Genomic DNA, 24,131 nt, shown 5'->3' on the forward strand with positions numbered 1-24,131 from the left:
CAGTCGTCACTCACCCGCTTTAACAAACGAACTTAATTCTTGCTGTGGATGAGTAGCGGTCAGTACCTCTATCGAGTCTTCAACCAACACCTTACCTAGCGCCACAAAAATAAACTTATTCGCGATACTGCGTGCATCACCTAAATGGTGCGTCACCATCAATACCGTAATATTTCGTTCTGCCGCTAATCGCTTCACTAAGCTAAGCATCTCCTCGCGCAGCAAAGGATCAAGCGCAGAGAAAGGTTCATCAAGCAACCAGATATCATGAGGCTGAACAAAACAGCGGGCTAACGCGACACGCTGGCGCTGGCCACCCGATAAATGCTCAGGCAATCTATCTAAATACTCTGCAACACCTACTTGTGCGGCTGCTTGCTCAACTTTGAGCTTTTGGGTTGCTGTAAGCTTTAATCCTGGATGCAGCCCTAAACCAATATTTTCACGTACGGTGAGATGGGCAAAAAGATTGTGTTCTTGGAACAACATCGCCAATGGACGTTGGTGCGCTTCTTTACCAATAAGCGATTGTCCTGCCACTGATATCTCACCCGATGTAGGCTCTATGAATCCCGCAACTAGCGCCAACAACGTTGATTTACCAGCGCCACTCGGCCCCATCAACGCGACAATGTCGCCCTGCTCAGCTTGGAAATCAAAGCGAAACAACTCTCGGTGATAGTGGTAGTCCACCTCTTTCATCACTAACATCATCGGTTCCTTAACTCTTTAGCATTAGGGTTTGAGCTTCGAGTAAATAAAAATTCTATTAAGCTAAAACTGCCCACACTCAGCAGCAGTAAACTCACAGAAACCACCGCGGCGGCTTCCATTTGATAGCTGCCTAACAATTGGAATAGATACAAAGGCAGCGTTCTAAAATCTTGGCTACCAAACAAGGCAATGGCACTCAAGTCCCCCATCGCCAGCATAAAGCTAATAGAAAAGGCTTGCGCCATTGGTTTACGTAGTGCGCGCCACTCCACCAGCCTAAAACGTGTGAAACCTGTCATTCCCAAGCTTGCACACACGTATTGATACTGTTGAGATAAATGCAACATAGGTTGGGCTAAGGTTTTGATCACATAAGGCAGTGCCATTAAGCTATTTACTGCAATCACAATAAAGAAAGCTAAGCTAAATACATCGGTAAATGAACGCAGTAATAAGAAGAGTCCCGTACTGATCACTAACCCTGGTGTCACTAAGATAATGGTACCAATCAGCTCGATTTTATCGGCTCTAAAGTTCTTGTTCTGCAAACGCCATGCACGACTGGTCAGCAGTATCGCAATACCAATACCGACGGCAATAACACTTGCTAAGGACGCAACTTTAACTGAGGTCATTAGCGCAGCCCAAAACGGTTCGCTGCTGAGCACAGTTAGTGCTTGTGAGTTAATACCACTGACGATAACCATGGCTAATGGCGGCAATACCAGCATTGAGACTACTATGATCCAAAAGCTATCCCAAGCTTTTGACCACCAGCAGTCCTTAACCAAATATTTCTCTTCCGACAACTGACTGGCCGTCACTGAAATAGGTTTCGACAGGCGCTGAATACTCACCGCGAGCACTCCACACAGCAGCATTTGCCATATCGCGAGCAAGGCACCAACCTGTAAGTCAAAGTCGAATTTAATCGCTTGATAAATAGCGAGTTCGATAGTGGTCGATTTCGGACCTCCACCTAGCGCCATCACGGTAGCAAAGCTAGTAAAGCACAACATGAAGACTAAGCCACATACATGAGGCAGTTGTTGTCTCAATCGCGGCCATTCGACCCATTTAAATTTATTCCAATGACTCATACCCAAATGAGCACACAGCTTGTGCTGCTCGGCAGGCACGGTATCTAAAGCTTGTAAAAGTAAACGGCTGGCATAGGGCAGATTAAAAAAGACATGTGCGAGCAAAATGCCATTCAATCCATAGATGGAGAATGGTAATTCAATATCGAAGTTCGCCAGAAATTTAGCTAACCAACCACTGTTGCCATAAATTGCAAGCAAACCAAACACACCGACTAACACAGGCAAAACCAAGGTCGACGCGAACAGCCTTAACAACAGAGCTCGCCCAAAAAATTGCCTGCGACACAAAGCATGAGCAATAGGTATAGCAAAGCCAACACTCAGCACAGTTGAGAGTGTCGCTTGATAAAAACTGAATTTCGTTACGTGCCAATAGTAAGGATCGGACCATACTTGGCTGATATCAAGAGAAGGGGCATTGCTAAGCAATGCCCCAACTGCTGAAACCACAAAGGCGGTAATGAGTATCGCAACCCAGATCCCGACCTTAGGTGTTTTCTTTATCATAAATTGATTTTTTACCGTAAGTGGTTCACTCAGTTAATATCGAACGAACCTTTAAATACAGAAAGTTAGAAAGCTGAGCTTTAGGAAACTCATCTTTAGAAAGTTAAGCTAGAAAGCTAATCCTTTAAAAAGTAAGTGCACTCTGCCATTCACGAATCCATGGCTTACGCTTAGCAGCGATTTCTTCAGGCGTAAAACTCAGAGCTTTCTGCGGTACTGTTAACTGCTCGAACCCTTTGGGTAGCTCGATACCCGTCACTGGGTACATCCAGTTGCCAGTTGGCATCGCCGATTGGAATTCATCACTTAAGATAAACGCCATAAACTCATCGGCCAGTTTTTCATTTTTGCTGCCTTTAACTTTCGCAGCCACTTCCACTTGAGTGTAATGACCTTCTTCAAAGCTTGCAGCTGCATACTTAGAATCACTTTCTGCAATGATGTGGTAAGCAGGGGATGTTGTGTAAGACAAGACTAAGTCCGACTCCCCCTTTAAGAACATAGAGTAAGCTTCAGACCAACCTTTAGTAACCGTAACCGTCTTCTGAGCAAGTTTCTTCCAAGCTGCCGTCGCTTCATCACCGTATACCGACTTCATCCATAGCATCATGCCTTGACCCGGCGTTGATGTACGTGGGTCTTGGTAGATAACCTTAAGGTCGTCACGCTGCTCAACCAGTTCTTTCAAGCTCTTAGGTGGGTTTGCTAGTTTCTCTTTGTTATAGATAAACGCAAAGTAACCAAAATCATAAGGAACAAAGGTGCTGTCGTCCCAGCCGTTAGGAAGTGTCACTGAAGACGTATCAACATTGTGCTCAGCCAATAAGCCCGTCGCTTTCGCTTCAGCCATCAGATTGTTATCTAGGCCTAACACGATATCAGCTTTGCTGTTACCACCTTCAAGACGCAAGCGGTTCAGAATAGATACGCCATCTTCTAGCGCGACAAAGTTCACATCACAGCCACACTTTTCTTCAAATGCTTTTTCAACGGCAGGACGAGGTCCCCAATCCGCAGCAAAAGAGTCATAGGTATAAACCGTTAGGGTATTGTCTGCAGCAAAGGCAGAAAAAGAGATGGCTGTAGTAACAGCAAGAGTTGTTAATGTAAATTTCACTGGACGCTCTCCATGGTCTGAGCGGCACAGGTTTGAGGGAGGAGAACGGTAGAGGTTGTTCCTAACTCAATTCCTACGCCAGCATTATCTGGTTCAGGTTTACGGGTCCCAAGCACTTGCTTGATCTCAGCTCGCATTCATTATTTGAATGGTTCGCTCCCCGATGAGTGTTCAGAATTGTAATTCGAATTTTAACAATAAGCTATCAAGTTTGGATCAATTACGTTGATCGTAACCCCAACGTGGTACTAAACCTTGCTCGATGCCAAGATGATCCAAAATGCGCGCCACCATAAAATCGACCAGATCTTCAATCGACTTAGGTTGATGATAAAAACCCGGAGCGGCAGGCATGATCGTCACGCCCATAGTCGATAGCTTATGCATGTTCTCTAAGTGCAGCGTCGAGAATGGCGTCTCACGAACCACCAACAACAGTTGGCCTCGTTCTTTCATGACCACATCTGCAGCACGCTCAATCAGATTATCCGATAAGCCATGAGCAATTGAAGCCAAGCTTCCCGCTGAACATGGACAAACGACCATCTGCTTCGGCGCTGCAGAGCCAGAGGCAACCGGTGAGAACCAATCATCTTTGCCACACACCACCAGCTTTTCGGGGTCACACCCAAGGTGTTTAACCAAAGCTTGTTTCGCTGCATCTGGTCCAGCAGATAACTTAAGTTCATGCTCGGTCGCCAACACCACTCGCGCAGCCGACGATATCAGTAAATAGACCTGATAATCCGCCGCCAAAAGGCATTCAAGTAAACGCAGGCCATAAGGCGCACCTGATGCGCCAGTGAAAGCGAGGGTTATAGCTTTATCGTGTTTTGTCATGTTCTCAATTACTTCAAAATATAAGGTCGTGGATGCCGTTAGCCTTTGAGTGCCAACGCATCCAACAGTTTCTGGTGAATACCACCAAAGCCACCATTGCTCATTACCAAGATTTGGTCGCCCGCTTGTGCCTCTGAGACAATTCTAGCAACGAATGTATCCATGTCATCACTAACATGTGCGGGTTGATGGCACGCATCGGCAGCATCTTGTACAGACCAATCAATGTTATCTGGTTGGAATAAGTAGGTAGAATCCGCCTGTTTGAGCGAATCAGCCAAGGTTTCTTTATGCACACCACGCTTCATGGTGGCAGAACGAGGCTCTAAAACGGCAATGATTTTTTTCGTATCGACCTTATTACGTAAGCCACCCAGAGTAAGTTCAATCGCTGTAGGATGATGAGCAAAATCGTCATAGACAGAAACACCTGCTACCTCACCTTTGAACTCTAAGCGACGCTTGGTATTAATGAACGCCGCCAGTGATTCACATCCTAAGTCGGGTGTCACACCAACATGTCTTGCCGCCGCAATCGCCATCAAGGCATTACTTACGTTATGATCGCCAACCAAATCCCAGTCTACGGTTCCAACACATTCGTCTTGGAAATAGACCTCAAATTTGGAGCCATCTTTAACCAGTTTCTTGGCATCCCAATCGCCAAGTTCGCCGCTCGATTCAGTCTCACTCCAACACCCACGAGAAAGAACATCTTCAATAGCCGCATCTTGCTTCGGTGAAAAAATACGACCATTACTTGGCACAGTGCGAACCAAATGATGAAACTGTCGCTTGATCGCTTCAAGATCATCAAAGATATCCGCATGATCGAACTCAAGATTATTCATGACCAAGGTTCTTGGGTGGTAATGAACGAACTTAGATCGTTTATCGAAAAAAGCACTATCGTATTCGTCGGCTTCAACCACGAAGAACATGCTTTCACCAAGGCGAGCAGAGATACCAAAGTTACCCAACACACCACCAACTAAGAAGCCCGGTGCATAGCCACAGTCTTCCAAGATCCAAGCCAACATGCTTGATGTAGTAGTCTTGCCATGCGTTCCCGAGACCGCAAGAACCCAACGGTCATGCAGTAGAAATTCTTGCAACCATTGCGGGCCTGATGTGTATCTAAGGTTATTATCCAATACATACTCAACACACGGGTTACCACGGCTCATGGCATTACCGATAACCACGAGATCAGGCCTTGGCTCTAATTGACTAGGGTCGAACCCTTCAATAATTTCAATCCCTTGCGATTCCAACAAAGTGCTCATTGGAGGGTAAACATTCGCGTCACTACCCGTAACCTTGTGACCTAATTGACGAGCCAATACCGCGGCACCACCCATGAAGGTGCCACAAATTCCTAAGATGTGAATATGCATATATTGCTTCCAAACGCTTGGCTAAATGAGCCATGTCTAAATCAAACTACTTGCACTCATTATCATTAAATGGCGATTAAAAGCGAGCAGCAATGCAAAACAAATTTAGTCGACATAGTAAGTGAGATCTGTGTCGCTTAGTTCATTACCATTAAAAAGATCTAACCTTTAGAATTTAGGTAAGCGTCTAGATGAATAAAGCCCACTCAAGAGGCCTAATCTACAGTGCTCAAATCCCCCCTAATATTGAGAGAAGTTTAAGGAAATAACATGTCTGAGATGCGCACCCTTGGTGAGTTCATTGTTGCAAAACAAAATGATTTCCCCCATGCAAGTGGTGATCTATCATCCCTTTTGTCATCAATTCGTCTTGCTGCAAAAATTGTTAACCGTGAAATCAACAAAGCAGGTCTTGTCGACATTACTGGCGCTGTTGGTACAGACAACGTTCAAGGTGAAGAGCAACAAAAGCTAGACCTTTACGCGAACGACAAATTTAAAGCGGCTCTAGAAGCTCGTGACCAAGTTTGTGGCGTTGCAAGTGAAGAAGAAGACGAAGCTGTTGCCTTCAATAAAGAGCTCAACAAAAACGCAAAATACGTTGTTCTGATGGATCCACTTGATGGTTCTTCAAACATCGATGTGAATGTATCGGTTGGTACGATTTTCTCTATCTACCGCCGAGTGTCACCGATTGGTACCCCACCAACACAAGAAGATTTCCTACAACCTGGACACAAACAAGTCGCAGCTGGTTACGTAATTTACGGTTCTTCAACCATGCTTGTTTACACAACAGGTGCTGGCGTAAATGGTTTCACCTACGACCCATCACTGGGTACCTTCTGTCTATCTCATGAAAACATGATGATCCCTGATGAAGGTAAGATCTACTCGATCAACGAAGGTAACTACTTCCGCTTCCCTACCGGTGTTAAAAAGTACATCAAGTACTGCCAAGAAGATGAGCCGAGTGATAACCGCCCTTACACCTCTCGTTACATCGGTTCTCTAGTATCAGATTTCCACCGTAACCTGCTGAAAGGCGGCATCTACTTATACCCAAGCACACAAAGCCACCCTCAAGGTAAACTGCGTTTGCTTTACGAGTGCAACCCAATTGCTTTCCTTATGGAACAAGCGGGTGGTATCGCATCAGACGGTGTTCAACGTATCATGGACATCAAACCAACTGAGTTACACCAACGTGTACCTTTCTTTGTTGGCTCAACAGACATGGTTCGCAAAGTAGAAGAGTTTCTTGAGCTTAACCGAGACTAATTCTCTCGCTTATTTCTCAAAATAACGTCACTAAAAAAGCCAGCATTTATATGCTGGCTTTTTAGTGCTCACTGTCCCGTCCTGAAATGTGTTTACACATTGAGGACTAATGATGACCATTCCAAATAAACACTACGTTAAGCGCACTCAGCGTGATTACACACTAGGCTTTAAATTACAGGTTGTAGACGCTATCGAAAAAGGCGACATGACCTATAAACAAGCCCAATCAATTTACGGCATACAAGGTCGTTCGACCGTTCTTACTTGGTTAAGAAAGCATGGGAAATTGGATTGGACAAACAATCCAAGGAAGAGCGCGATGCCTAAATTACCGAGAGCGAATGAAACGCCTGTCCAAAAAATAAAACGACTAGAACAAGAGCTTGAAGATGAACGCCTCAGATGCCTTCTTCTCAATAGGGTTGTTGATATTCTTGATGCTGAGCACGGGATGTCGCTAAGAAAAAAGTATATAGCGAAGGAGCAAGAAGCCTTCAAAAAGAGAAGAAAGTAAGCTTAAGTAAAGCTTGCTCATTGCTCAATATATCTCGTCAGTGTGTCTATAAGAGAGAAAAGCGTGAGACCACTCGTCAGGCTGAGCTTGCTCCTGTGAAAGGAATGGTGCTTGAACTAAGGCGGTTTATGCCTCGGTTGGGAGCTCGTAAGCTCTATTTCTTACTGAAGCCTAAGTTGATAGCTAAGGGAATAAAACTTGGCCGTGATGCTTTGTTTAATTACCTCAGGGAAGAGCGCCTACTAGTTAAGCCGAAACGAAGTTATACCAAAACAACGAACAGCAGGCACTGGATGAAAAAACATCCGAACTTGCTAAAAGAAGTCGTTCCGTCAAAACCAGAAGAAGTTCTGGTGAGCGACATTACTTATGTTCAGTCAAATGAGGGCGTTCACTACTTGTCATTGGTTACCGATGCCTTCAGCCGTAAAATCATGGGGTATGAAGTCAGCAATGAAATGAAAGCGAGCGATGTTGTGAAGGCTTTAGATATGACGGTAAAAACTCGATGTTATTGTCATGCGACAATCCATCACTCAGATAGAGGGCTTCAGTATTGCTCAAACCTCTATCAAGAGAAACTTAAAAAGTATGGCATAACACCATCAATGACAGATGGTTATGACTGTTACCAAAACGCTTTAGCTGAGCGGGTCAATGGTATCCTCAAGCAAGAGTTCTTGCTTACTCAATGCAAAGATCTTCGCGAGTTGAAAACACTTGTTGAAGAGTCGATTTATACGTACAACGAAATGAGGCCACATCTCAGCCTAGGTATGAATACGCCAAATAAGATGCATGAAAAAAGCCAGCAACTTGCGTTACTGGCTTACTAAAATCGTCAACGTATTTTAGGACGAGACACACTAAGTGATTGTTTACCGGATTATCGAACCTGATACTTCGATTCAGCCCCCCGTTCAAAGTTGAAACGGAACCATTTATCAACGTCATCGCAAATCCCAAGGTAAGTCTCACCTCGACGCCCTAACGCTCTTGGGTTTTGAGAACAATACTGAGTTTTTCCGACTTCATAACCTTGCCCATAAGCGGCATACAAATCGGCATCAATTGATGGTGAAGACGCAGCTTCAGCCAAGCTTGCTTCAGTCTGCTTCGTTTTGCCTTTCATCGCCATTTCTTCGCCAAAGCTCTGCCAATCAGTAGCATTCGATGATGTTGGTGGTGGAATTTGCGCACAACCGAATAACATTACTGATAGCACCAATAATAGATATTTCATGATTTCCTCCTGATGGAAAAAAGACTAGCCTGTACATTGAGACTGTTAGCTATTACGTCAGAATGCTTTCATTAGTTCACTCACTAGAGCGGGTTATTCCGCTTACACCAGTCACCCGAAAGTATTTCTTGATTAGCTGTTAGATCAAGCTGATACAAATATACCCATGCTAATCCAAATATAGTCTCTATTTGCTCGCGACGATACTCAACAGGAACATCTTCTAGCCGATCGAGCGACTCCAAAATTTCGTCGTTAATGATATAGACCTCGCCAGCGACACTTTTCTTTCCGAAAATCATCGCCGGATACGCAACTAAATCAAAAAGTGCGTATTCCTCAGGTGTGTCAAACCTTCCTAAACACTCACACGGTTTTAAATAGTGGTGGTTCGATTGGTCTTTTCTCAATGTTCCATAAACAAAAACGAGGTGCTGCATGCTCACTCCCTAGCATTCGTCATCCGCTAATCAATCACCGCTTAAAGTGTTACTCGAATTCAAACTGATAGAGAAGATCCACAGCACTGTCTAGACCCGATACAGCCTCAACGTAGAGATCCTGCATCAATCGATAACGAACGGTAAACTCGCCTAACGAGTTAAAGATACCCACACCATACTTCACCTGTAAACCAGGCAGAATGTAGCCACTTACCGTTACTTGTGAGTCATCCCCAGAGCCTGCTGTATCCAGTTGTAAATCTTGTACACCAAAGGCTTCACCGATTTCGCCAACAACCTTACCACTCTTCGCCAAACTCAAACCGATCAAGGTTGTTGTCATCGAACCGCTCGACTCGCCATCAATATCTTGGCCACGCAAAATATAAGACAGCGCATTGGCTTGCGGCATCGCTGGATCAGAGTAAATCTCGATGGTCGGCTCAGTCGCTGGGCCCGTCACTCGAATGCCGGCGGTCACATCGTCCTGAGTATTGTCAGGATTACGAATCGCGTTGATGGCTACATATGGCTGATCCGGTGGACCATTCATTAGAATTTTACCCTCTTCGATCAAGAGGTCTTGCCCGAATGATTGGTAAGTACCATCGACGATATTCACTTCACCAGTGATGAATGGGCCTTGGTCTTTTTGAGCTACATTGAGCTTACCAACCAAGTCGCCTTCAAGACCGAAGGCAGACAATTTAAAGTCATCACCAATGGAGATATTAATATTGGTCATCACATTGAATGGGATCGTATCTTCACTTTCAGGCTCAAGATCTTTGTTCAATATAACCTGATCGGAAGACACACCAACCGCTGACGGTGGTAAGTCTTCTACCACAATTCGTCCCCATGGTAGTGCTATGTCACCCGTAATTTTTGCCAGCTCGGGCGTGACATCAATAGTCATATCAGGTACGACCTTAACCTTGACCATCGGCGGGATATCAACCATCAACTCATCGGCAAAAACTCTAACGTTAGAGTGCCATGCTTTAAGATCTTGCCAATCCCCGGTTCCCTCAATATCAAGATGACCGTCAGGCGTTTCTACATTCGCATCCAGTTTTGCACTATAACCATCAAAATCGAGGTCGATGCGGCCATCTTTCACATCAACAGGCGTAACGTCGCCTTTGACTTGAATACCATCAACCGAGAACTGACCAAAAACTTGAGGGTGCATCAAAGATCCTTTAACTTGAAGATCACTCTCAAGGTCGGCTTTCAATAGGCTGTACTCACCTAGGATTGGTTGCAAGAAATCGAGGTGGAACGTAGTCAGCTTAATTGCGGCATCGACCATTTTGTCTTCGGCAAGAATATCCGGTAACGACACCGTACCAGACAGGTCACCATTATCAGACACATCCAACTTAAAATCGGCATCCAGTTTGTTATCTTTCAGCTGGGCATTCAATGCAATACTTTCCCAACCCAGTGTGATTGGCTCGCCAACTTGTTGAACAACCTGACCTTTCGGCATATCAACGCTTACCGTAACCTCCGGCTCACCTTGTTCAGACCACTTAGCATGGGCAGTCGCATTGACTAAGCCCTGTAATTGCGTCTCTTTTGGCACAAAGGCTTTAATCTGCTCGAAATCAAATTGATTGATGGCCACCTTGGCCTCACCCGATTTTCCGACACGAACGTCTTCGTCCAAACACACACTCGAACCAGATTGTTTCCAACAGTGCGCTTGAACATCGGCAAACTGTTTATCGACATCCGCCTTTATCGCGACAGGTTGATCTAATACCCAAGGGCCTTGCTGAGTGGTTATTTTGACGCGGTCTAACGACCCATCCCAAATAATAGAAGGCTTTTGAATCAACTCACCAGAGATGGCCAAACTTGTCGACACGATGTCGGATATCACATCAAGTGTCACTGTGTGTTTCTTCTCGCCACCACTGACCGTGAGATCAATGCTTTCCACGCTTTGATCTTGATAGGTTAAGTTCTTAGCTTTGAGTACAAGATCGGCTTGAGCCTCAGGTAATGGAAGAGGGATCACAGAGCCATTAAGCGACAAGGATTCTAGTGTTGCTTCGTTATTCCAATCGACCTTATCAACATTTAAAGCGAGATCAACTTCAGGCTCTTTCGTTGGGCCGCTAAGTTGGATGCTACCAATCACTCTACCTTTCAGCTCAGGACTACTTTTTGCAAGCTCAGGGAAGAAGATCTCAACGCCCATGTCCCATTGCTTATCAAGTTGCCCCTGTGCCTTAATCGAGTTAACACCATGAGCCAAGCTCAAACCGCTGGTTTTCAGCTTTGGTTCACCGCTCGCGCTGCGATCCGACGCTGACAACTGACCTTCGATATCCAGAGGGTACTCTCGCAAGATCCCTTCAATATCCAGTTTAGGCAATTCAATCGCCCAACCGCCCGCTTCCGTCAACTCACCCGAGGTGACGATGCTTCCGCTAATGTTACCCTCGGCTTCTGGCCATTGCAGGCCCGGCTGAATGTCTTTAAGTGTTACATCAGCTTGCCAGTTAACGAGACTCTTCCAGTTAGCTTTGACCACACCATTCAACTCACCACCTAATGTATTCAGCTTTAGACGCTCGAACTCAATCTGTTCCGTCGTGCCTTTACCCTGCAGATCGATGGCTAACTCAGGGATTTCCTTACCATCGGCCTCACCTTTAAGTAGAACATTGAAACCATCTAGTGAGCCATTAGCTTTGAATTGCTCAATTGTCGCTTGGTAATCGCTTTTTCCGGTAAGAGGCCACTGCGCTTGTCCGCCCTCTAAAAGAAGGTCAAATGGTAGAGTAGGCTCTAAGGGTTGAATATCCCCAGATAGCTTTGCCTCAATCAGCTCAGAAAACTGAGAATCTAAGTGCAGCTTAGCCACGCTTCCTTGTGCTTTTAGTGATAATTTCTGACCAGCAAGGTCGGTTTCTTTCACTAACGCATCCAAAGAAAGTTCTAGCGGATATCCCCCCTTTAGCTCAACCTTCGTCGCTAAATTCGCACTTGCTTGGGGCATATCAAGCTCTAGAGTGGAAACATCTACCGTGTGCTTACCCGCCGTAGCTTCAAGGCCAAGGTGGTTGACAATAATTGGCGCTTCTTGTTCTAAGGTGAAACGGTTTAGGTCAAAACGCTCAAGTACAACCTGCAAAGGAATTAAGACTTCAGGTAACTCGATAGCCGTTTTAGTGGCAGCCTCTGGTTCTACAATTTCTGTTTGCGGTTCTTCTGTCGATTCAGCAAGCTTAATTTTTAGGTCATTGAACAAGGTTGGCGAAACCGTCAGCGTTTCACCCTGCATGCTCAGAGCGGTTGAGAACAAACCCCATTCGATTTCATGACCCAAGATATTCAGTTTGATATCAGATAAAGCGATGCGATTGATCACTATTGGTAATGGTGTTTTCACTGATGTTAGGGGCGGAGTCGGTTCTACTTCTTCTGTAGAGGGTGGAGGCAGTTCAGTAAATGCGAAGTCCAACCCTTGAATCGCTAAACGATCAACACACAGCTTAGGATCAAGCAAACAACGAGGGTTAATAGCCAAGTTCAGCTTTTGAACCTTGGTGTCGATATGCAGGCTGTCATCTTTAAACTGAACCTTATTAAGCGTAAAGCTTGGGAACAGGGCTCCTTTAGTACTTTCCACTTTAAGTTGTGGTAATGCTTTTTCAGCGCCCCACAGCACAGTGTTCAACCCCGGGTTAGTGAACAAAACAAAACCGAGCAGGGCTATCAACAACAGCAAAATAGACGTCAATGAGATCGACGTCCACTTGATGAATTTGCCCATCACTTTGATCATAATTCTGGCCCTAAACTAAAGTGTAACTGGAACTCATCACCTTTTGCTGCATCTAGGCCCCAAGCAAAATCTAGACTCACTGGACCAACGGGGGACGCCCAACGCACCCCAACACCGGTGCCGTGCTTCCACTCTGGTTTGTCATTAAATGCATCACCAATATCGTAGAATGCTGCGCCCCACCAGTTTCCAACCAAGCGGTATTGGTATTCAAACGAGCTGGTTGCCATGAATTTCGCACCCGTTAATGCACCACTTTTATCGCGAGGAGAGATCGACTCATAACCGTAACCACGAATGCTGTTATCACCACCGGCAAAGAATCTTAGGGAAGGAGACAGCTTCTCAAACTCGTCGGCAAAGTTACCGCCAAATTGAAGCCGAGTTAGGCCTCGGTGGTTATCGCCAATGCTTCGAATCCAAGCGGTTTGGCCTTGAAAACGAACAACCTTAGTTTCGGATAACAAGGTATCATCGGCCGCTTCAAACATAATGGTTTGTTTATCGCCCCACATCGGCATCGAACCACCTCGCGTTCGAGTTCGTGAGAAAGAGAAACCCGGCAAAACAAACTGTGCCAAGTCATCTTGTAAACCTTGTTCATAGTTTTCGACCAAGTATCGAATGAACACCGTGCGTTGCCAGCCGTTATCTAGGCGCCAGTACCTTTCTAAGGCGAGGTTTGACTCCAAACTTTTGGTATCTCGGTTATCCAAGTTCTTCATACCGTACTTAATTTGATAGTAGTCATTAAGCACGTCATCCAATGGGATTTTATAAGCCGCGGTAATCGTCTGCTCGGGCTTGGAGATCGACAAACTACTATTGAAGCTATGACCTTTCTCGTTAACCCAAGGTTTTTTCCATTTGAGAGTGCCTTTCACGCCCAAGTCTGTTGATACACCGATACCTGTTTCGATTTGGTTACGCGCTTGCGGAGCAAGGCTAACCTTCATCGGGATTTCTCGGCCTTCGCCTAACTGACTTAAATCTGGTTCAACAAATACCGAGGAGAACCAATCCGTATTGGACAGGTTTTGGTTGTACTCGCCGACTTTGGTAATTGAGTAAGGTTCACCATCTTCAAACAGCTTGAGAGATTGCACTTTGTCATCTTCAATTTGACTGCCCGTCACAGTGGTTGTGCCAAAGTGATAGCGGATGCCACTGTTATAATGAAGGCGGACATAAGCGCGGTTTAATTCAGGAGCGACTTCTAGCTTGCTAAGATCATACGCCCCATCGAAGTAGCCTTTCGCTAATCCAAGGTTGCGGATCGATGATTTCAAAGAATCATAATTGCCATGATTCAGAATCGAACCTTTAGACAGCTTACTCCTAGCTATTAAAACCAAAAAGTCAGGATCATCTTTGGCTTCACCAGTCAGAACGATATCTGAGGTATAAATAACAACAGGCTCTCCCGGCTCAACCGTAACGGTCATTTCGGTATCATCTTCGGGGTGAGAAAATGTGATATTAGGGTGGTAGTAACCTAACGCATTCAGGGCTTCTTTTATCATAGACTCCAAGCGAGATTGGAACCTTAATGAAACCGAGTACTCTTCTTCAGGAATCGCACTCAGATAAGCATCAACATTATCCTCAAGCGCTCCATTAAGCCCTTTAATTTCAAGGGAAACATCAGCGAAAGCGAGCGTCGATGACAATAGAGTGCCAATCAGAACTGGTAAAGTTTTTCTTATCATGCTTAATTGGTGAAGAAGTTATCAATACGTTAATAAATGAAAAGAAATAATACCGCTAAAAAGACATTGAGTCTGTAATAAATCTTGGAATAACACGGTCTAATTTAAAGACTTAATCAATATGAACCAGCCGTTAATATGAACCTGGATCTAATGTTAACTTAAGCGGTAAACGTATGCGAAAAGGAATATAACATGCTAAACAAACAACAACTGGTTTCCGCAGCAACCGCATTACCGGGAAATGCAGACCCAATCCGAATCACTGAGCGCCATTTTGTCAATCAAACTGACTTGCTCGATGCTCCTATGGGTTCCCAACAAGAAGTCCTACTTGGTATGGGATGCTTTTGGGGAGCTGAGCGTTTGTTTTGGCAACTTGATGGTGTTATTTCCACATCCGTTGGCTACGCTGGTGGATACACAGTCAATCCCACTTATGAGCAGGTATGCAGCGGACAAACCGGTCATACCGAAGTCGTTCGTGTCATTTTTGATAGCGAACAAACATCTTTAGCTCGAATACTTGAGACCTTTTGGGAGCGCCATAACCCTACCCAAGGTATGCGCCAAGGCAACGACTTAGGGACTCAGTACCGCTCCGCGATATACACATTCAGCGAACAGCAACAAGCCGTCGCCGAGCACTCTAAACGTGAATATCAACGAGCAATGACTGAATCATTAGGCAACGAGATCACGACGGAAGTTCTGCCTGCTGGAAAATATTTTTTCGCAGAAACCTACCACCAACAATACCTAGCCAAAAATCCTAACGGTTACTGTGGGTTGGGTGGTACGGGTGTGTGCTTCCCTCCGCAATAATGTGTGTTAGGCATACAAACTAGAACAACATCCATTAAAAAAGGGCTCCGCTAGGAAGCCCTTTTTCATTGGAAATCTATTTTACGCAATGCCAATCTATAACAGTCAGTTACACCGGCAGCGCAGCAATCGTGCCGTTAACTTCTTTAAAAATAGTGAGCTTTTGTTTGTCTGAAACTTCAGGAAGAAGCACTTTGCCTTGGTCGAAGCGAAACTCTCCGATACCCTCAATAGCAAACTGGCCTTTGAATAGGACTTTAACGAAACGTGCCACCTGATGTGGACGGTAAGTAGAAAATTTTCTTAACATAATACAACCTCAATTCCATTTGAGTACTACAGTCACGTACCTAAACACTAACGTATTCAAAGCACATTCAATCGCTAATTCCTTTAGCAAACAGCAAGATAATCTATTGTTCATCTCGATATTGATGCATTATACCTTTTGGTAACAAGCCTGCAACTTATTTCTACGTCGTACGATAAAAAAGTTAAAGAGGCATTTTTCAAATTTCATATTATACTTCCAGAGCAAACCAATAAGCGGAACAAAAATATAATGAAAAACAAAACTCTACTGGCTTTTTTAGCCGCAGCCTCTCCACTCTTCGCCAATGCTCACAACCTATCTGTAGGTACAACTCTACCTGCTGTCGATGTTAGCAACTATGGTGAAATCGTACTAAACGACGGAAATACCGGATATCAAGCTTGGGCAACCAATGATCTTCTAGGTAAAGTTCGCGTCGTTCAAGCTATTGCAGGCCGTAGCAGCTCGAAAGAGCTCAACGCACCACTGATGGCAGCCATTACAGCATCTAAATTCTCAGAAGACAGCTACCAAACCACGACCATCATCAACCAAGATGATGCGATTTGGGGTACTGGGTCTTTTGTTAAATCGTCAGCAGAAAGTAGCAAAGAAGAATTTCCATGGTCTTCTATGGTGCTAGATGAAGACGGCACGGTAGCGTCATCATGGGCTTTAAAAGAAGAAAGCTCTGCGATTATCGTTCAAGACAAGCAAGGTAAAATCTTGTTTGTTAAAGAAGGGGCATTAAACGAATCAGAAGTCACTCAAGTCATTGAGTTGATTAAAGCGAGCCTTTAATAAGATATTCGCGTCTTTTTCGAGACCTGACCAAAGGATATTGTTATATTATAACAGTATCCTTTTTTAATTCTGTGGTTAATCATACTCATGTGGCAAAACACACCTAACAATGTGAAACGCAAAACAGGCTTCTTGCTTGGGCTGATGCTCATGTTAAGCGTGTTAGCGGCAACACATATGGTGGATATTGACCCCGATCACCACACTTCGCATCACTGTGAGCTGTTTTCGATAAATCAGTTCATTACTGCGCACTCACTGCCACAAGTTCCAGAGTTCCATTCAGAATTTACAGCCACTATTACAGAGTCAGTAATTTCGTTACAGCGCCTGTATTTCGCTTATTTAGCACGTTCACCTCCTGTAAATATCGCTTAATTACCACTACTTTTTAATTAACCTTTATTCAGGAAAAAAACATGAAACCTACTATTTTAGCCGTTGTTATCGGCATGACTGTCTCAACGAATGTTCTAGCTAACGAAGAATTCCGCTCTCACGAAGCACACGTGCACGGTAAAGTTGAAGTGAACATCGCTCAAGATGGGCAAGAGCTGCTTGTTGAAGTAACAGCTCCCGGCGCTGATGTGGTTGGCTTTGAACATGCTCCAGAAACTGCCGAGCAAAAGAAAGTGTTTGAACAAGCTATCGCGCAACTGAACAAGCCAGAAGAACTATTTGGTTTCAACAATGCAAGCTGTACTTTGAAGTTCAAGTCAGTGACGAACACCCTAGAAGACGATCATGATGACCATGAAGGCCATGACCACGCTGAAGGCGAACATGACGACCACGAAGGCCATGACCACGCGGAAGGCGAACATGACGACCACGAAGGCCATGACCATTCAGAAGGTGGCCACGGTGAATTCACGGTTGAGTATCACTACCAATGTTCAGACATTGCGAAGCTAGATACGGTGAGCACTCAATGGTTCTCTAAGTTCAGCAACACAAAATCAATGACGGTAAACCTGCTAACTGACAGCGCTCAAATTCAAGAAGTGCTTAACGCAGATCGTATTAGTTTTCGATTCTAATCAGTATTAGATTGAATTAAACGTAGATAAGCAGCCAAGTAAGTATTCACTTACTTGGCTGTACAAATCGGTGTGCTCTGGGAATTTATTATTCGAATAACTGTCCAGTAGATACACCGCTTTAATTATTGGAGCTAATATGTCTTCTGACAGTTCATCACTTGTCGTCAAACTCGAAAATATCAGCTTTCGTTGGAGGCCTGAGTTGCCCCCAACGCTAGAGATCCCCTCACTGCATATCCAAGCCCAAGAGCACCTTTTCATCAAAGGGCCTAGTGGTTGCGGGAAATCAACATTGTTAGGGTTACTGACCGGAATCAACCAAGCTGAACAAGGCGAAGTATCTATCCTTGGCCAAGATCTCACACAGCTAACACCTCGCCAGAGAGACAAATTCAGAGCCGATCATATTGGTTATATATTCCAACAATTTAACCTGCTTCCTTACTTGTCAGTCATCGACAACGTGACGCTTCCTTGTCAGTTTTCTAAGATTCGTAAGCAGCAAGTCACTGAAAGTCAGAACAGCCTGCAAGCAACCGCTCAAGAGTTGTTGCTCAGATTAAAGCTACCTCAAGCTCTAATGGACAAGCCCGTTACCGAGTTGAGTATTGGTCAACAACAACGTGTTGCTGCCGCTCGTGCTTTGATCGGCCAACCCAAAATCATTATTGCCGACGAACCGACATCGGCTCTGGATCATGACAACCGAGAAGCCTTTATCGAACTGTTGCTAGAACAAGCGAATCAGGCGGGTTCTACCCTGATCTTTGTTAGTCACGATCCAACATTAGAAAAACTGTTCACTCGAACCATAGATTTAAAAACCGTTAACCAAGCTAAGGTTGTCGTATGAAAGTAATTACTCACTTAGCCTTAAAAAGCGTACTCAACCGTAAAGCCACAGCCATTCTAACTATTCTCACTGTGGCGGTGTCAGTCATTCTATTACTCGGTGTGGAACGTGTAAGAACCGAAGCTAAGAGCAGCTTTGCGAATACGATTTCAGGTACTGACCTTATCGTCGGTGGCCGCTCTGGTCAGGTAAACCTGCTGCTTTATTCCGTATTTAGAATCGGTAATGCGACCAACAACATCGACTGGAAAAGCTATGAAGAATTTAGCCAGCACAACGCTGTAAAGTGGGCGATCCCAATCTCATTGGGTGACTCACATAAAGGCTTCCGCGTAATGGGCACGAACCATAGCTACTTCGAGAATTATCGCTATGGAAGTAAGCAACCACTTACTTTTCAGCAAGGCAAAGAGTTCAATCAGCTATTTGATGTCGTGATTGGTGCCGATGTCGCGAAGAAGTTAGATTACAAGATTGGTGATCACATCATTCTGGCGCACGGTATCAGTGATGTCGCCTTCAGTCGCCACGACAACCTGCCCTTCACCATTGTCGGAATACTCGCGCCAACCGGCACACCAGTAGATAAAACGGTGCATGTTTCGTTAGAGGCCATTGAAGCGATTCACGTTGGTTGGGAATCGGGGGCTAACCTCGGGCACACACCGAATGCTGAAGCGCTAAAGCAACGTGACTTCCAACCGAAGCAGATTACCGCGATGATGGTTGGCCTTAAGTCGAAGATCCAAACCTTTGCACTGCAACGAGAGATCAATAACTACCGCCAAGAACCTTTGAGCGCCATTATGCCAGGCATTGCGCTTCACGAATTATGGGGAATGATGGCAGTAGCAGAACAAGCACTACTGATTGTTTCAGGGTTTGTTGTAATCGCGGGACTGTTAGGGATGCTGAGTAGTCTACTCACTAGCTTGCAAGAAAGACGTCGAGAGATGGCTATTCTGCGCGCGATGGGAGCAAGGCCTCGTCATGTGTTTGGTTTACTGATCAGTGAAGCAAGTGCCCTAACCTTCCTCGGTATCACATTGGGTGTTGCCGTGTTGTTTGCCCTGATCGCAGTAGTTGCTCCTATTGTGCAACAAAGTTATGGTATCAACATATCGATATCCGCAATCACACCTCATGAGTGGAAACTGCTTATTTTGGTGCAAGTTGCCGGAATCATTATCGGCTTTATTCCCGCTTTCAGGGCTTACCGTCAGTCATTGTCTGATGGCATGACTATTCGAATCTAAAATAGGAACCTACGATGCAACGCAAATTCCTACTGATACTTGGGTTACTTATGTTCCCATTTGTCAGCACAGCTCACGCTGAAACCACTCAGACTGACGAATCGGTATTAACACTCGATTGGATTGACTTGATTCCAGAGTCAGAGCGAGCACAACTCGACTCATTTGGCATGCCGATGGTTAACCACGACAGTATGGACAAACCTCAACAATCGACACTTGGCGCTGTTCGCCCAGAGCTGAATGGCAGCACAGTCAAGATTCCTGGCTTTGTGATTCCATTAGAAGGCGATGAGAACATGATCACTGAGTTTCTGCTGGTACCGTACTTTGGCGCATGTATTCACGTGCCACCGCCACCACCAAACCAAATCATCTACGTGAAGTTCCCTAAAGGTGCACCAATACAACAGTTATGGGATGTGATCTATTTAGTGGGTACGCTGAAAACCGAGTCAATAAGCCATGACTTGGCGCAAACTGGTTATCTTATTGAAGGTACTGCGATTGAAGAATATGACGACATGTAGTCATTAGAAGGGTGGCTCAAGGATGAGCTGCCGTCACTGAACGAGCGAAATCATTCAATAACAGTTTAATAACGATTGTTTTATTCTAAATTACGCGATGTAATTAGATAAGTACGCTAGAACAGCGACATAAGTGGCGAGTAATAACCCTATACTAAGCTGTTTCTTCAGCTTGTTATCATTGACTTGATTCATAACTCCTCCTTGAGAATTACAACAAATTTAACATTTTATTATCATTAGCAAAAGTAAAATTTTGTTGAAACCTTCAACTCTGCACGCAAAATCTAGCCACCAATAAGATAAAGAGTTACATTTTAGACAGTTAAGTCGTCTCCTAACGGTACTCTTATGTCAGAAACTAAACAGCCAGTGATCATTGAGCATGCTAGCGATACACAGCAAAAGCATGAGAAAAAGCCTCATATTGCCGACAGTGCAAGCAGAGTGCTGCACATCGCACAAAGCTTCGGCCTCGATTCCTTAATTAGTCATAGTACAACGCCAAACGATAAAGCTGAGAGTACGCTTATCGAACGGGCACTATTACGAGAGAAAAAACGTAGAGAGCTTCGCCAAAAGAACCTAGAACAAATTCTAAAGTTGGCACACTCTTCATGTAAGGATGAAGCGGCTGGAGACCCTGATCAGGACTGGCTATACCGCTTCTTCGATATGGCACAAGAGATCCACAATACATCGATGCAGAGGCTATGGGCTCAAGTACTGAAACGAGAAGTCACCAACCCAGGCTCGACGTCAATGAAGGCGCTTCAGATCTTAAAAGACATGACACCAAAAGAAGCGCTCACCCTGCAAAGAGCCGCGTCACTGGGTTGTAGCTTTGGTAGTGATAACAGCAGGAAACTATTACTCGGCTTTAAATCCCATGCTGGAATCTTCAGCTTTGGCAAAAGGGACACCACCAACACCATCAACCTTGGTGGACACAACCTGCCCTACTCTAGTTTGCTCCACTTGATTGAACTCGGGATTATTCTAGGAACAGAATTAGAATCTGGAGAGATTGATTTCGACCCAGCTCTACACCTAACTTATCAAGGTAAGGGCATGTCACTGGCACCGTTATCAAAAGGCGTGAAGCTGGTTTACTATCGATTCAGCCCAACAGGCAATGAGCTTTGTACCTTGCTTGGCAACAAGCCAAACACGCAATATTACGACCAACTGATTGCGCTATTGAGCCAGAAATTCACGGTTCAGACAGAAGTTAAAAGCAGCGTAAATTACACCGTCTAGACACTCGACGGTGCAAAAAATAGACGGTGTAAAAGTGGAGTGTATTGAAAGGAATAAAGAGAATCTAGAGGATAGGTTTCTTGTCTCGGTAAACCAAGGCTGCACGACTTATCAGTCATAAATCAATAGATAAGTAAGTGCTCAGCCTTAATCATACCAACGATCTCAATTGGCTAAAATATTACGCTTCTCTAACGCATCAATACACAGCTCGACCAATTCATCGAGTGTCTTCTCACCTGCGGGTAAATTAATCTCAGGGTTCTGAGGCGCTTCGTAAGCTGAACTAATACCAGTGAAGTTCGGGATCTCTCCAGCACGTGCTTTCTTATACAGGCCTTTAGGATCACGCTGCTCACAAACCTCAAGTGGCGTGTTCACAAACACCTCTAAAAACTCGCCTTCAGGTAGCAAGTCTCGCACTAACTGTCTTTCAGCTTGATGTGGGGAAATAAAAGCAGACAACACAATTAAGCCCGCATCTGCCATCAGCTTAGCGAGTTCACCAATACGACGGATATTCTCTCGGCGATCCTGCTCAGAGAAGCCAAGGTCGCTACATAACCCATGACGCACATTATCGCCATCCAATAGGTAAGTATGGTAACCAAGCTGTGCCAAGCGATTTTCTAATGCTCCAGCGACTGTCGACTTCCCAGAACCAGATAATCCCGTGAACCAGAGCACGGCTGGCTTTTGTGATTTCAGATCAGAGCGGAATGTTTTATCAATCGAGTGTTGATGCCACACAACATTCTCATCTTTTGGTTTGAGTACTGCGGTCATAATTAGTCCTTTAAATAAACAGCATTAAAATGGGAAAAAATAAGGAATTAGGGTCAGCACCAAACCCGAATAAACAATCGAGATTGGGATGCCGATGCGCAGATAATCCGTAAGGTGGTAATTACCTACGCTATAAACAAGTAAGTTGGTTTGGTAGCCGTATGGCGAAATAAAACTGGCACTGGCACCAAACAGAACCGCCATAATAAACGGCATTGGATCGACGCCATAGCCGACGGCCATGCTGTAGCCAATGGGAAATGAGAGTGCCGCTGCCGCATTATTGGTCACCAACTCAGTCAGGACCAGCGTCATGAAATAGGTCGCGACTAGCGCTCCAAACACGCCCCAGCCATTAAAGGCCTCCATAAACATCAGCCCCATTCGCTCAGACAACCCAGATGAAATCATCAGTTGAGCAATAGAGAGTGCCGAACCAACGATCACGACAATATCGACGGGGAAGCGGCGGCGAAGCTCACCAAGTTGTACTACACCAAATGCCACCAGCAATAATAAAAATCCCGCCAGCCCTTTAATAATCGGGACTACATCAGCGAGCGATAACCCAATCACACTGGCAAAACCGAGCAACACAAACGTCGATTTATCGGCATCAAGCTTAGCGCTTGAGTCTAGGTCGTTCATCAACACAAACTCTTTATTGTGTTGTTGACGCTGTTCTTCAAAACGTTTTCCTGGAACCAAAATCAAGGTATCGCCAGCGGTTAATGTGATGTTTCCAAGGCCACCTTCAAGGCGTTCATGACCACGACGAATGGCAACCACAACCGCATCGAAGCGATCTCTGAACTGGCTGGTTTTGAGGGTTTTATTACAGAAACTTGCAGACGAACTGACTACGACCTCAACAAAGCTCTGGCCGTTCAGGTGGTGCTGACCAAACAGAGTTAGCCCTTGGATCTCTTGCAGTGTCGCAACACTCTCGACATCACCACAAAACAGTAGTCGATCACGAGCTTGAAGAATAAAATCAGGGTCAATAGACGCGGTTGTTTTACCGTCTCGAATCACTTCCGCCAAGAACAGTTTTCTCAATGCTCTGAGGTTATTCTCGCTAACGCTGCGGCCAACTAAAGGAGAACCAGGTTCCACTCTTGCTTCTAAAAAGTAAGGCAGATCATCTTGAGATCCATCATCGTAGCTTGGTAGGAAGTAACTCAGCGGAATAAGGATCAACACACCACCGACCAACACCGCTAAACCGATCAAGGTCGGTGTGAAAAAGTTTAAACTTGGCAAACCCGCATCTTCAACAAAGCTATTGATGATCAAGTTGGTAGAGGTGCCGATCAATGTCAGCGTTCCACCTAAGATGGCAGCGTATGACAAAGGGATTAGCAGTTTAGATGGCGCATGCTGTTGATTACGTTTGATCGCCCCGATCAAAGAAACAACCACCGCCGTGTTATTAGTAAAAGAAGAAAGTAACGCTGTGGAAATACCCAACTTCGCAACCACGGTACCTAGCCTACCTTCAGAGATATTTCGGCTAACCCAACTGATTAAGCGAGTTTTCTCCAACGCACTTGATGCGAGGATAAGAAGAATTAAAGTCAGTAACGAGGAGTTAGTGAAGTTATTGGCTAAGCTCGACAAATCGATCATGCCAGCCATAAAAGCAATAAACGCCGCGCCAGCAAAGATAAAGCTTGGCTTAATACGGGTAACGAGCAGGCAAGTAATGATGCCGAGCAAAATCGCTAATACAAATCCTTGTTGCCACATATACCCGTCCTTTATGGCGGAAACGATGGGTTTCCG

22 protein-coding genes and 1 riboswitch are annotated in these 24,131 nt (G+C 45.0%); of the genes, 10 read left to right on the top strand and 12 right to left on the bottom strand.

The window, feature by feature from the left end; translation table 11 throughout:
• Positions 1-6: 6 nt before the first annotated feature.
• The 5 genes from thiQ to mpl all read right to left on the bottom strand — a co-directional run bounded on the left by thiQ (position 7) and on the right by mpl (position 5,678).
• Positions 7-711 carry a thiamine ABC transporter ATP-binding protein gene (thiQ, locus tag L3V33_RS22155; protein ID WP_020477151.1) on the bottom strand — a complete coding sequence of 235 codons (705 nt, stop codon included), beginning with the start codon at positions 709-711 and terminating at the stop codon, positions 7-9.
• Positions 711-2,324: a thiamine/thiamine pyrophosphate ABC transporter permease ThiP gene (gene thiP, locus L3V33_RS22160; protein ID WP_237291201.1), complete on the bottom strand. Its 1,614-nt coding sequence runs from the start codon at positions 2,322-2,324 to the stop codon at positions 711-713. The genes thiQ and thiP overlap by 1 nt, the downstream gene beginning before the upstream one ends.
• A gap of 124 nt (positions 2,325-2,448) precedes the next feature.
• Positions 2,449-3,441 (bottom strand): thiamine ABC transporter substrate binding subunit, encoded by a 993-nt coding sequence (gene thiB, locus L3V33_RS22165; protein WP_146456662.1) that lies wholly within the window; start codon positions 3,439-3,441, stop codon positions 2,449-2,451.
• Between the two features lie 53 nt (positions 3,442-3,494).
• Positions 3,495-3,614: riboswitch (TPP riboswitch) on the bottom strand.
• Between the two features lie 43 nt (positions 3,615-3,657).
• Positions 3,658-4,281 (bottom strand): flavin prenyltransferase UbiX, encoded by a 624-nt coding sequence (locus L3V33_RS22170; RefSeq protein WP_237291202.1) that lies wholly within the window; start codon positions 4,279-4,281, stop codon positions 3,658-3,660.
• Positions 4,282-4,319: 38 nt separating this feature from the next.
• Positions 4,320-5,678 carry a UDP-N-acetylmuramate:L-alanyl-gamma-D-glutamyl-meso-diaminopimelate ligase gene (gene mpl, locus L3V33_RS22175; RefSeq protein WP_237291203.1) on the bottom strand — a complete coding sequence of 453 codons (1,359 nt, stop codon included), beginning with the start codon at positions 5,676-5,678 and terminating at the stop codon, positions 4,320-4,322.
• A 270-nt stretch (positions 5,679-5,948) separates the two neighbouring features.
• On the opposite strand from mpl, the gene fbp reads away from it, so the two are divergent.
• Positions 5,949-6,959, top strand: a complete 1,011-nt coding sequence (fbp, locus tag L3V33_RS22180) for a class 1 fructose-bisphosphatase (RefSeq protein WP_146456666.1) — start codon at positions 5,949-5,951, stop codon at positions 6,957-6,959.
• A 109-nt stretch (positions 6,960-7,068) separates the two neighbouring features.
• Positions 7,069-8,312, top strand: a protein-coding gene (locus L3V33_RS22185) for an IS3 family transposase (RefSeq protein ID WP_237291204.1) whose coding sequence is annotated in 2 segments (ribosomal slippage) — positions 7,069-7,432 and positions 7,432-8,312 — 1,245 coding nt in all. Because the reading frame shifts where the segments join, the coding sequence is not laid out codon by codon here.
• Between the two features lie 50 nt (positions 8,313-8,362).
• Here L3V33_RS22185 and L3V33_RS22190 read toward each other — a convergent pair.
• The 4 genes from L3V33_RS22190 to L3V33_RS22205 form a co-directional block, all read right to left on the bottom strand.
• Entirely contained in the window at positions 8,363-8,719 is a 357-nt protein-coding gene (locus tag L3V33_RS22190) for a DUF2799 domain-containing protein (RefSeq protein WP_146456668.1), read from the bottom strand.
• A gap of 83 nt (positions 8,720-8,802) precedes the next feature.
• Positions 8,803-9,159: a gamma-glutamylcyclotransferase gene (locus tag L3V33_RS22195; protein ID WP_171330753.1), complete on the bottom strand. Its 357-nt coding sequence runs from the start codon at positions 9,157-9,159 to the stop codon at positions 8,803-8,805.
• A gap of 49 nt (positions 9,160-9,208) precedes the next feature.
• Positions 9,209-12,967, bottom strand: a complete 3,759-nt coding sequence (locus tag L3V33_RS22200; RefSeq protein ID WP_171317062.1) for a translocation/assembly module TamB domain-containing protein — start codon at positions 12,965-12,967, stop codon at positions 9,209-9,211.
• Positions 12,964-14,676 carry an autotransporter assembly complex family protein gene (locus tag L3V33_RS22205; protein WP_237291205.1) on the bottom strand — a complete coding sequence of 571 codons (1,713 nt, stop codon included), beginning with the start codon at positions 14,674-14,676 and terminating at the stop codon, positions 12,964-12,966. The genes L3V33_RS22200 and L3V33_RS22205 overlap by 4 nt, the downstream gene beginning before the upstream one ends.
• Before the next feature lie 195 nt (positions 14,677-14,871).
• Here L3V33_RS22205 and msrA point away from each other — a divergent pair, with 195 nt between their 5' ends.
• The gene (gene msrA, locus L3V33_RS22210) at positions 14,872-15,501 is read left to right on the top strand and encodes a peptide-methionine (S)-S-oxide reductase MsrA (RefSeq protein ID WP_017092969.1); all 630 of its coding nucleotides are present in this window, start codon (positions 14,872-14,874) and stop codon (positions 15,499-15,501) included.
• A gap of 109 nt (positions 15,502-15,610) precedes the next feature.
• Here the strand turns inward: msrA and L3V33_RS22215 are convergent, their stop codons facing one another.
• Positions 15,611-15,811: a DUF1107 family protein gene (locus L3V33_RS22215; protein ID WP_004735283.1), complete on the bottom strand. Its 201-nt coding sequence runs from the start codon at positions 15,809-15,811 to the stop codon at positions 15,611-15,613.
• Between the two features lie 252 nt (positions 15,812-16,063).
• Between L3V33_RS22215 and L3V33_RS22220 the strand changes: the two genes are divergently transcribed.
• From L3V33_RS22220 to L3V33_RS22250, 7 genes are all read left to right on the top strand, one after another.
• Positions 16,064-16,615 (top strand): YtfJ family protein, encoded by a 552-nt coding sequence (locus L3V33_RS22220; protein ID WP_017078800.1) that lies wholly within the window; start codon positions 16,064-16,066, stop codon positions 16,613-16,615.
• 90 nt (positions 16,616-16,705) lie between these two features.
• Entirely contained in the window at positions 16,706-16,996 is a 291-nt protein-coding gene (locus tag L3V33_RS22225) for a DUF2607 family protein (RefSeq protein WP_017078801.1), read from the top strand.
• Positions 16,997-17,037: 41 nt separating this feature from the next.
• Positions 17,038-17,658 carry a DUF2796 domain-containing protein gene (locus tag L3V33_RS22230; RefSeq protein ID WP_237291206.1) on the top strand — a complete coding sequence of 207 codons (621 nt, stop codon included), beginning with the start codon at positions 17,038-17,040 and terminating at the stop codon, positions 17,656-17,658.
• Positions 17,659-17,797: 139 nt separating this feature from the next.
• Positions 17,798-18,514 carry an ABC transporter ATP-binding protein gene (locus L3V33_RS22235; RefSeq protein ID WP_237291207.1) on the top strand — a complete coding sequence of 239 codons (717 nt, stop codon included), beginning with the start codon at positions 17,798-17,800 and terminating at the stop codon, positions 18,512-18,514.
• Entirely contained in the window at positions 18,511-19,770 is a 1,260-nt protein-coding gene (locus tag L3V33_RS22240) for an ABC transporter permease (RefSeq protein ID WP_054548270.1), read from the top strand. Before L3V33_RS22235 ends, L3V33_RS22240 begins: the two co-directional genes overlap by 4 nt.
• 14 nt (positions 19,771-19,784) lie before the next feature.
• Positions 19,785-20,300, top strand: a complete 516-nt coding sequence (locus tag L3V33_RS22245; protein WP_114634043.1) for a DUF3299 domain-containing protein — start codon at positions 19,785-19,787, stop codon at positions 20,298-20,300.
• A 351-nt stretch (positions 20,301-20,651) separates the two neighbouring features.
• Positions 20,652-21,560 carry a TIGR03899 family protein gene (locus L3V33_RS22250; protein ID WP_114634044.1) on the top strand — a complete coding sequence of 303 codons (909 nt, stop codon included), beginning with the start codon at positions 20,652-20,654 and terminating at the stop codon, positions 21,558-21,560.
• Between the two features lie 165 nt (positions 21,561-21,725).
• Here the strand turns inward: L3V33_RS22250 and cysC are convergent, their stop codons facing one another.
• Both cysC and L3V33_RS22260 read right to left on the bottom strand, forming a co-directional pair.
• Entirely contained in the window at positions 21,726-22,346 is a 621-nt protein-coding gene (gene cysC / locus L3V33_RS22255; RefSeq protein WP_019825496.1) for an adenylyl-sulfate kinase, read from the bottom strand.
• Positions 22,347-22,370: 24 nt separating this feature from the next.
• A complete protein-coding gene (locus L3V33_RS22260; protein ID WP_017080873.1) occupies positions 22,371-24,095 on the bottom strand; it encodes an SLC13 family permease in 1,725 nt (574 codons plus the stop codon).
• Positions 24,096-24,131 lie beyond the last annotated feature (36 nt).

It is taken from the genome of Vibrio sp. A2-1, assembly GCF_021728355.1.
Taxonomy (GTDB): domain Bacteria; phylum Pseudomonadota; class Gammaproteobacteria; order Enterobacterales; family Vibrionaceae; genus Vibrio; species Vibrio splendidus_K.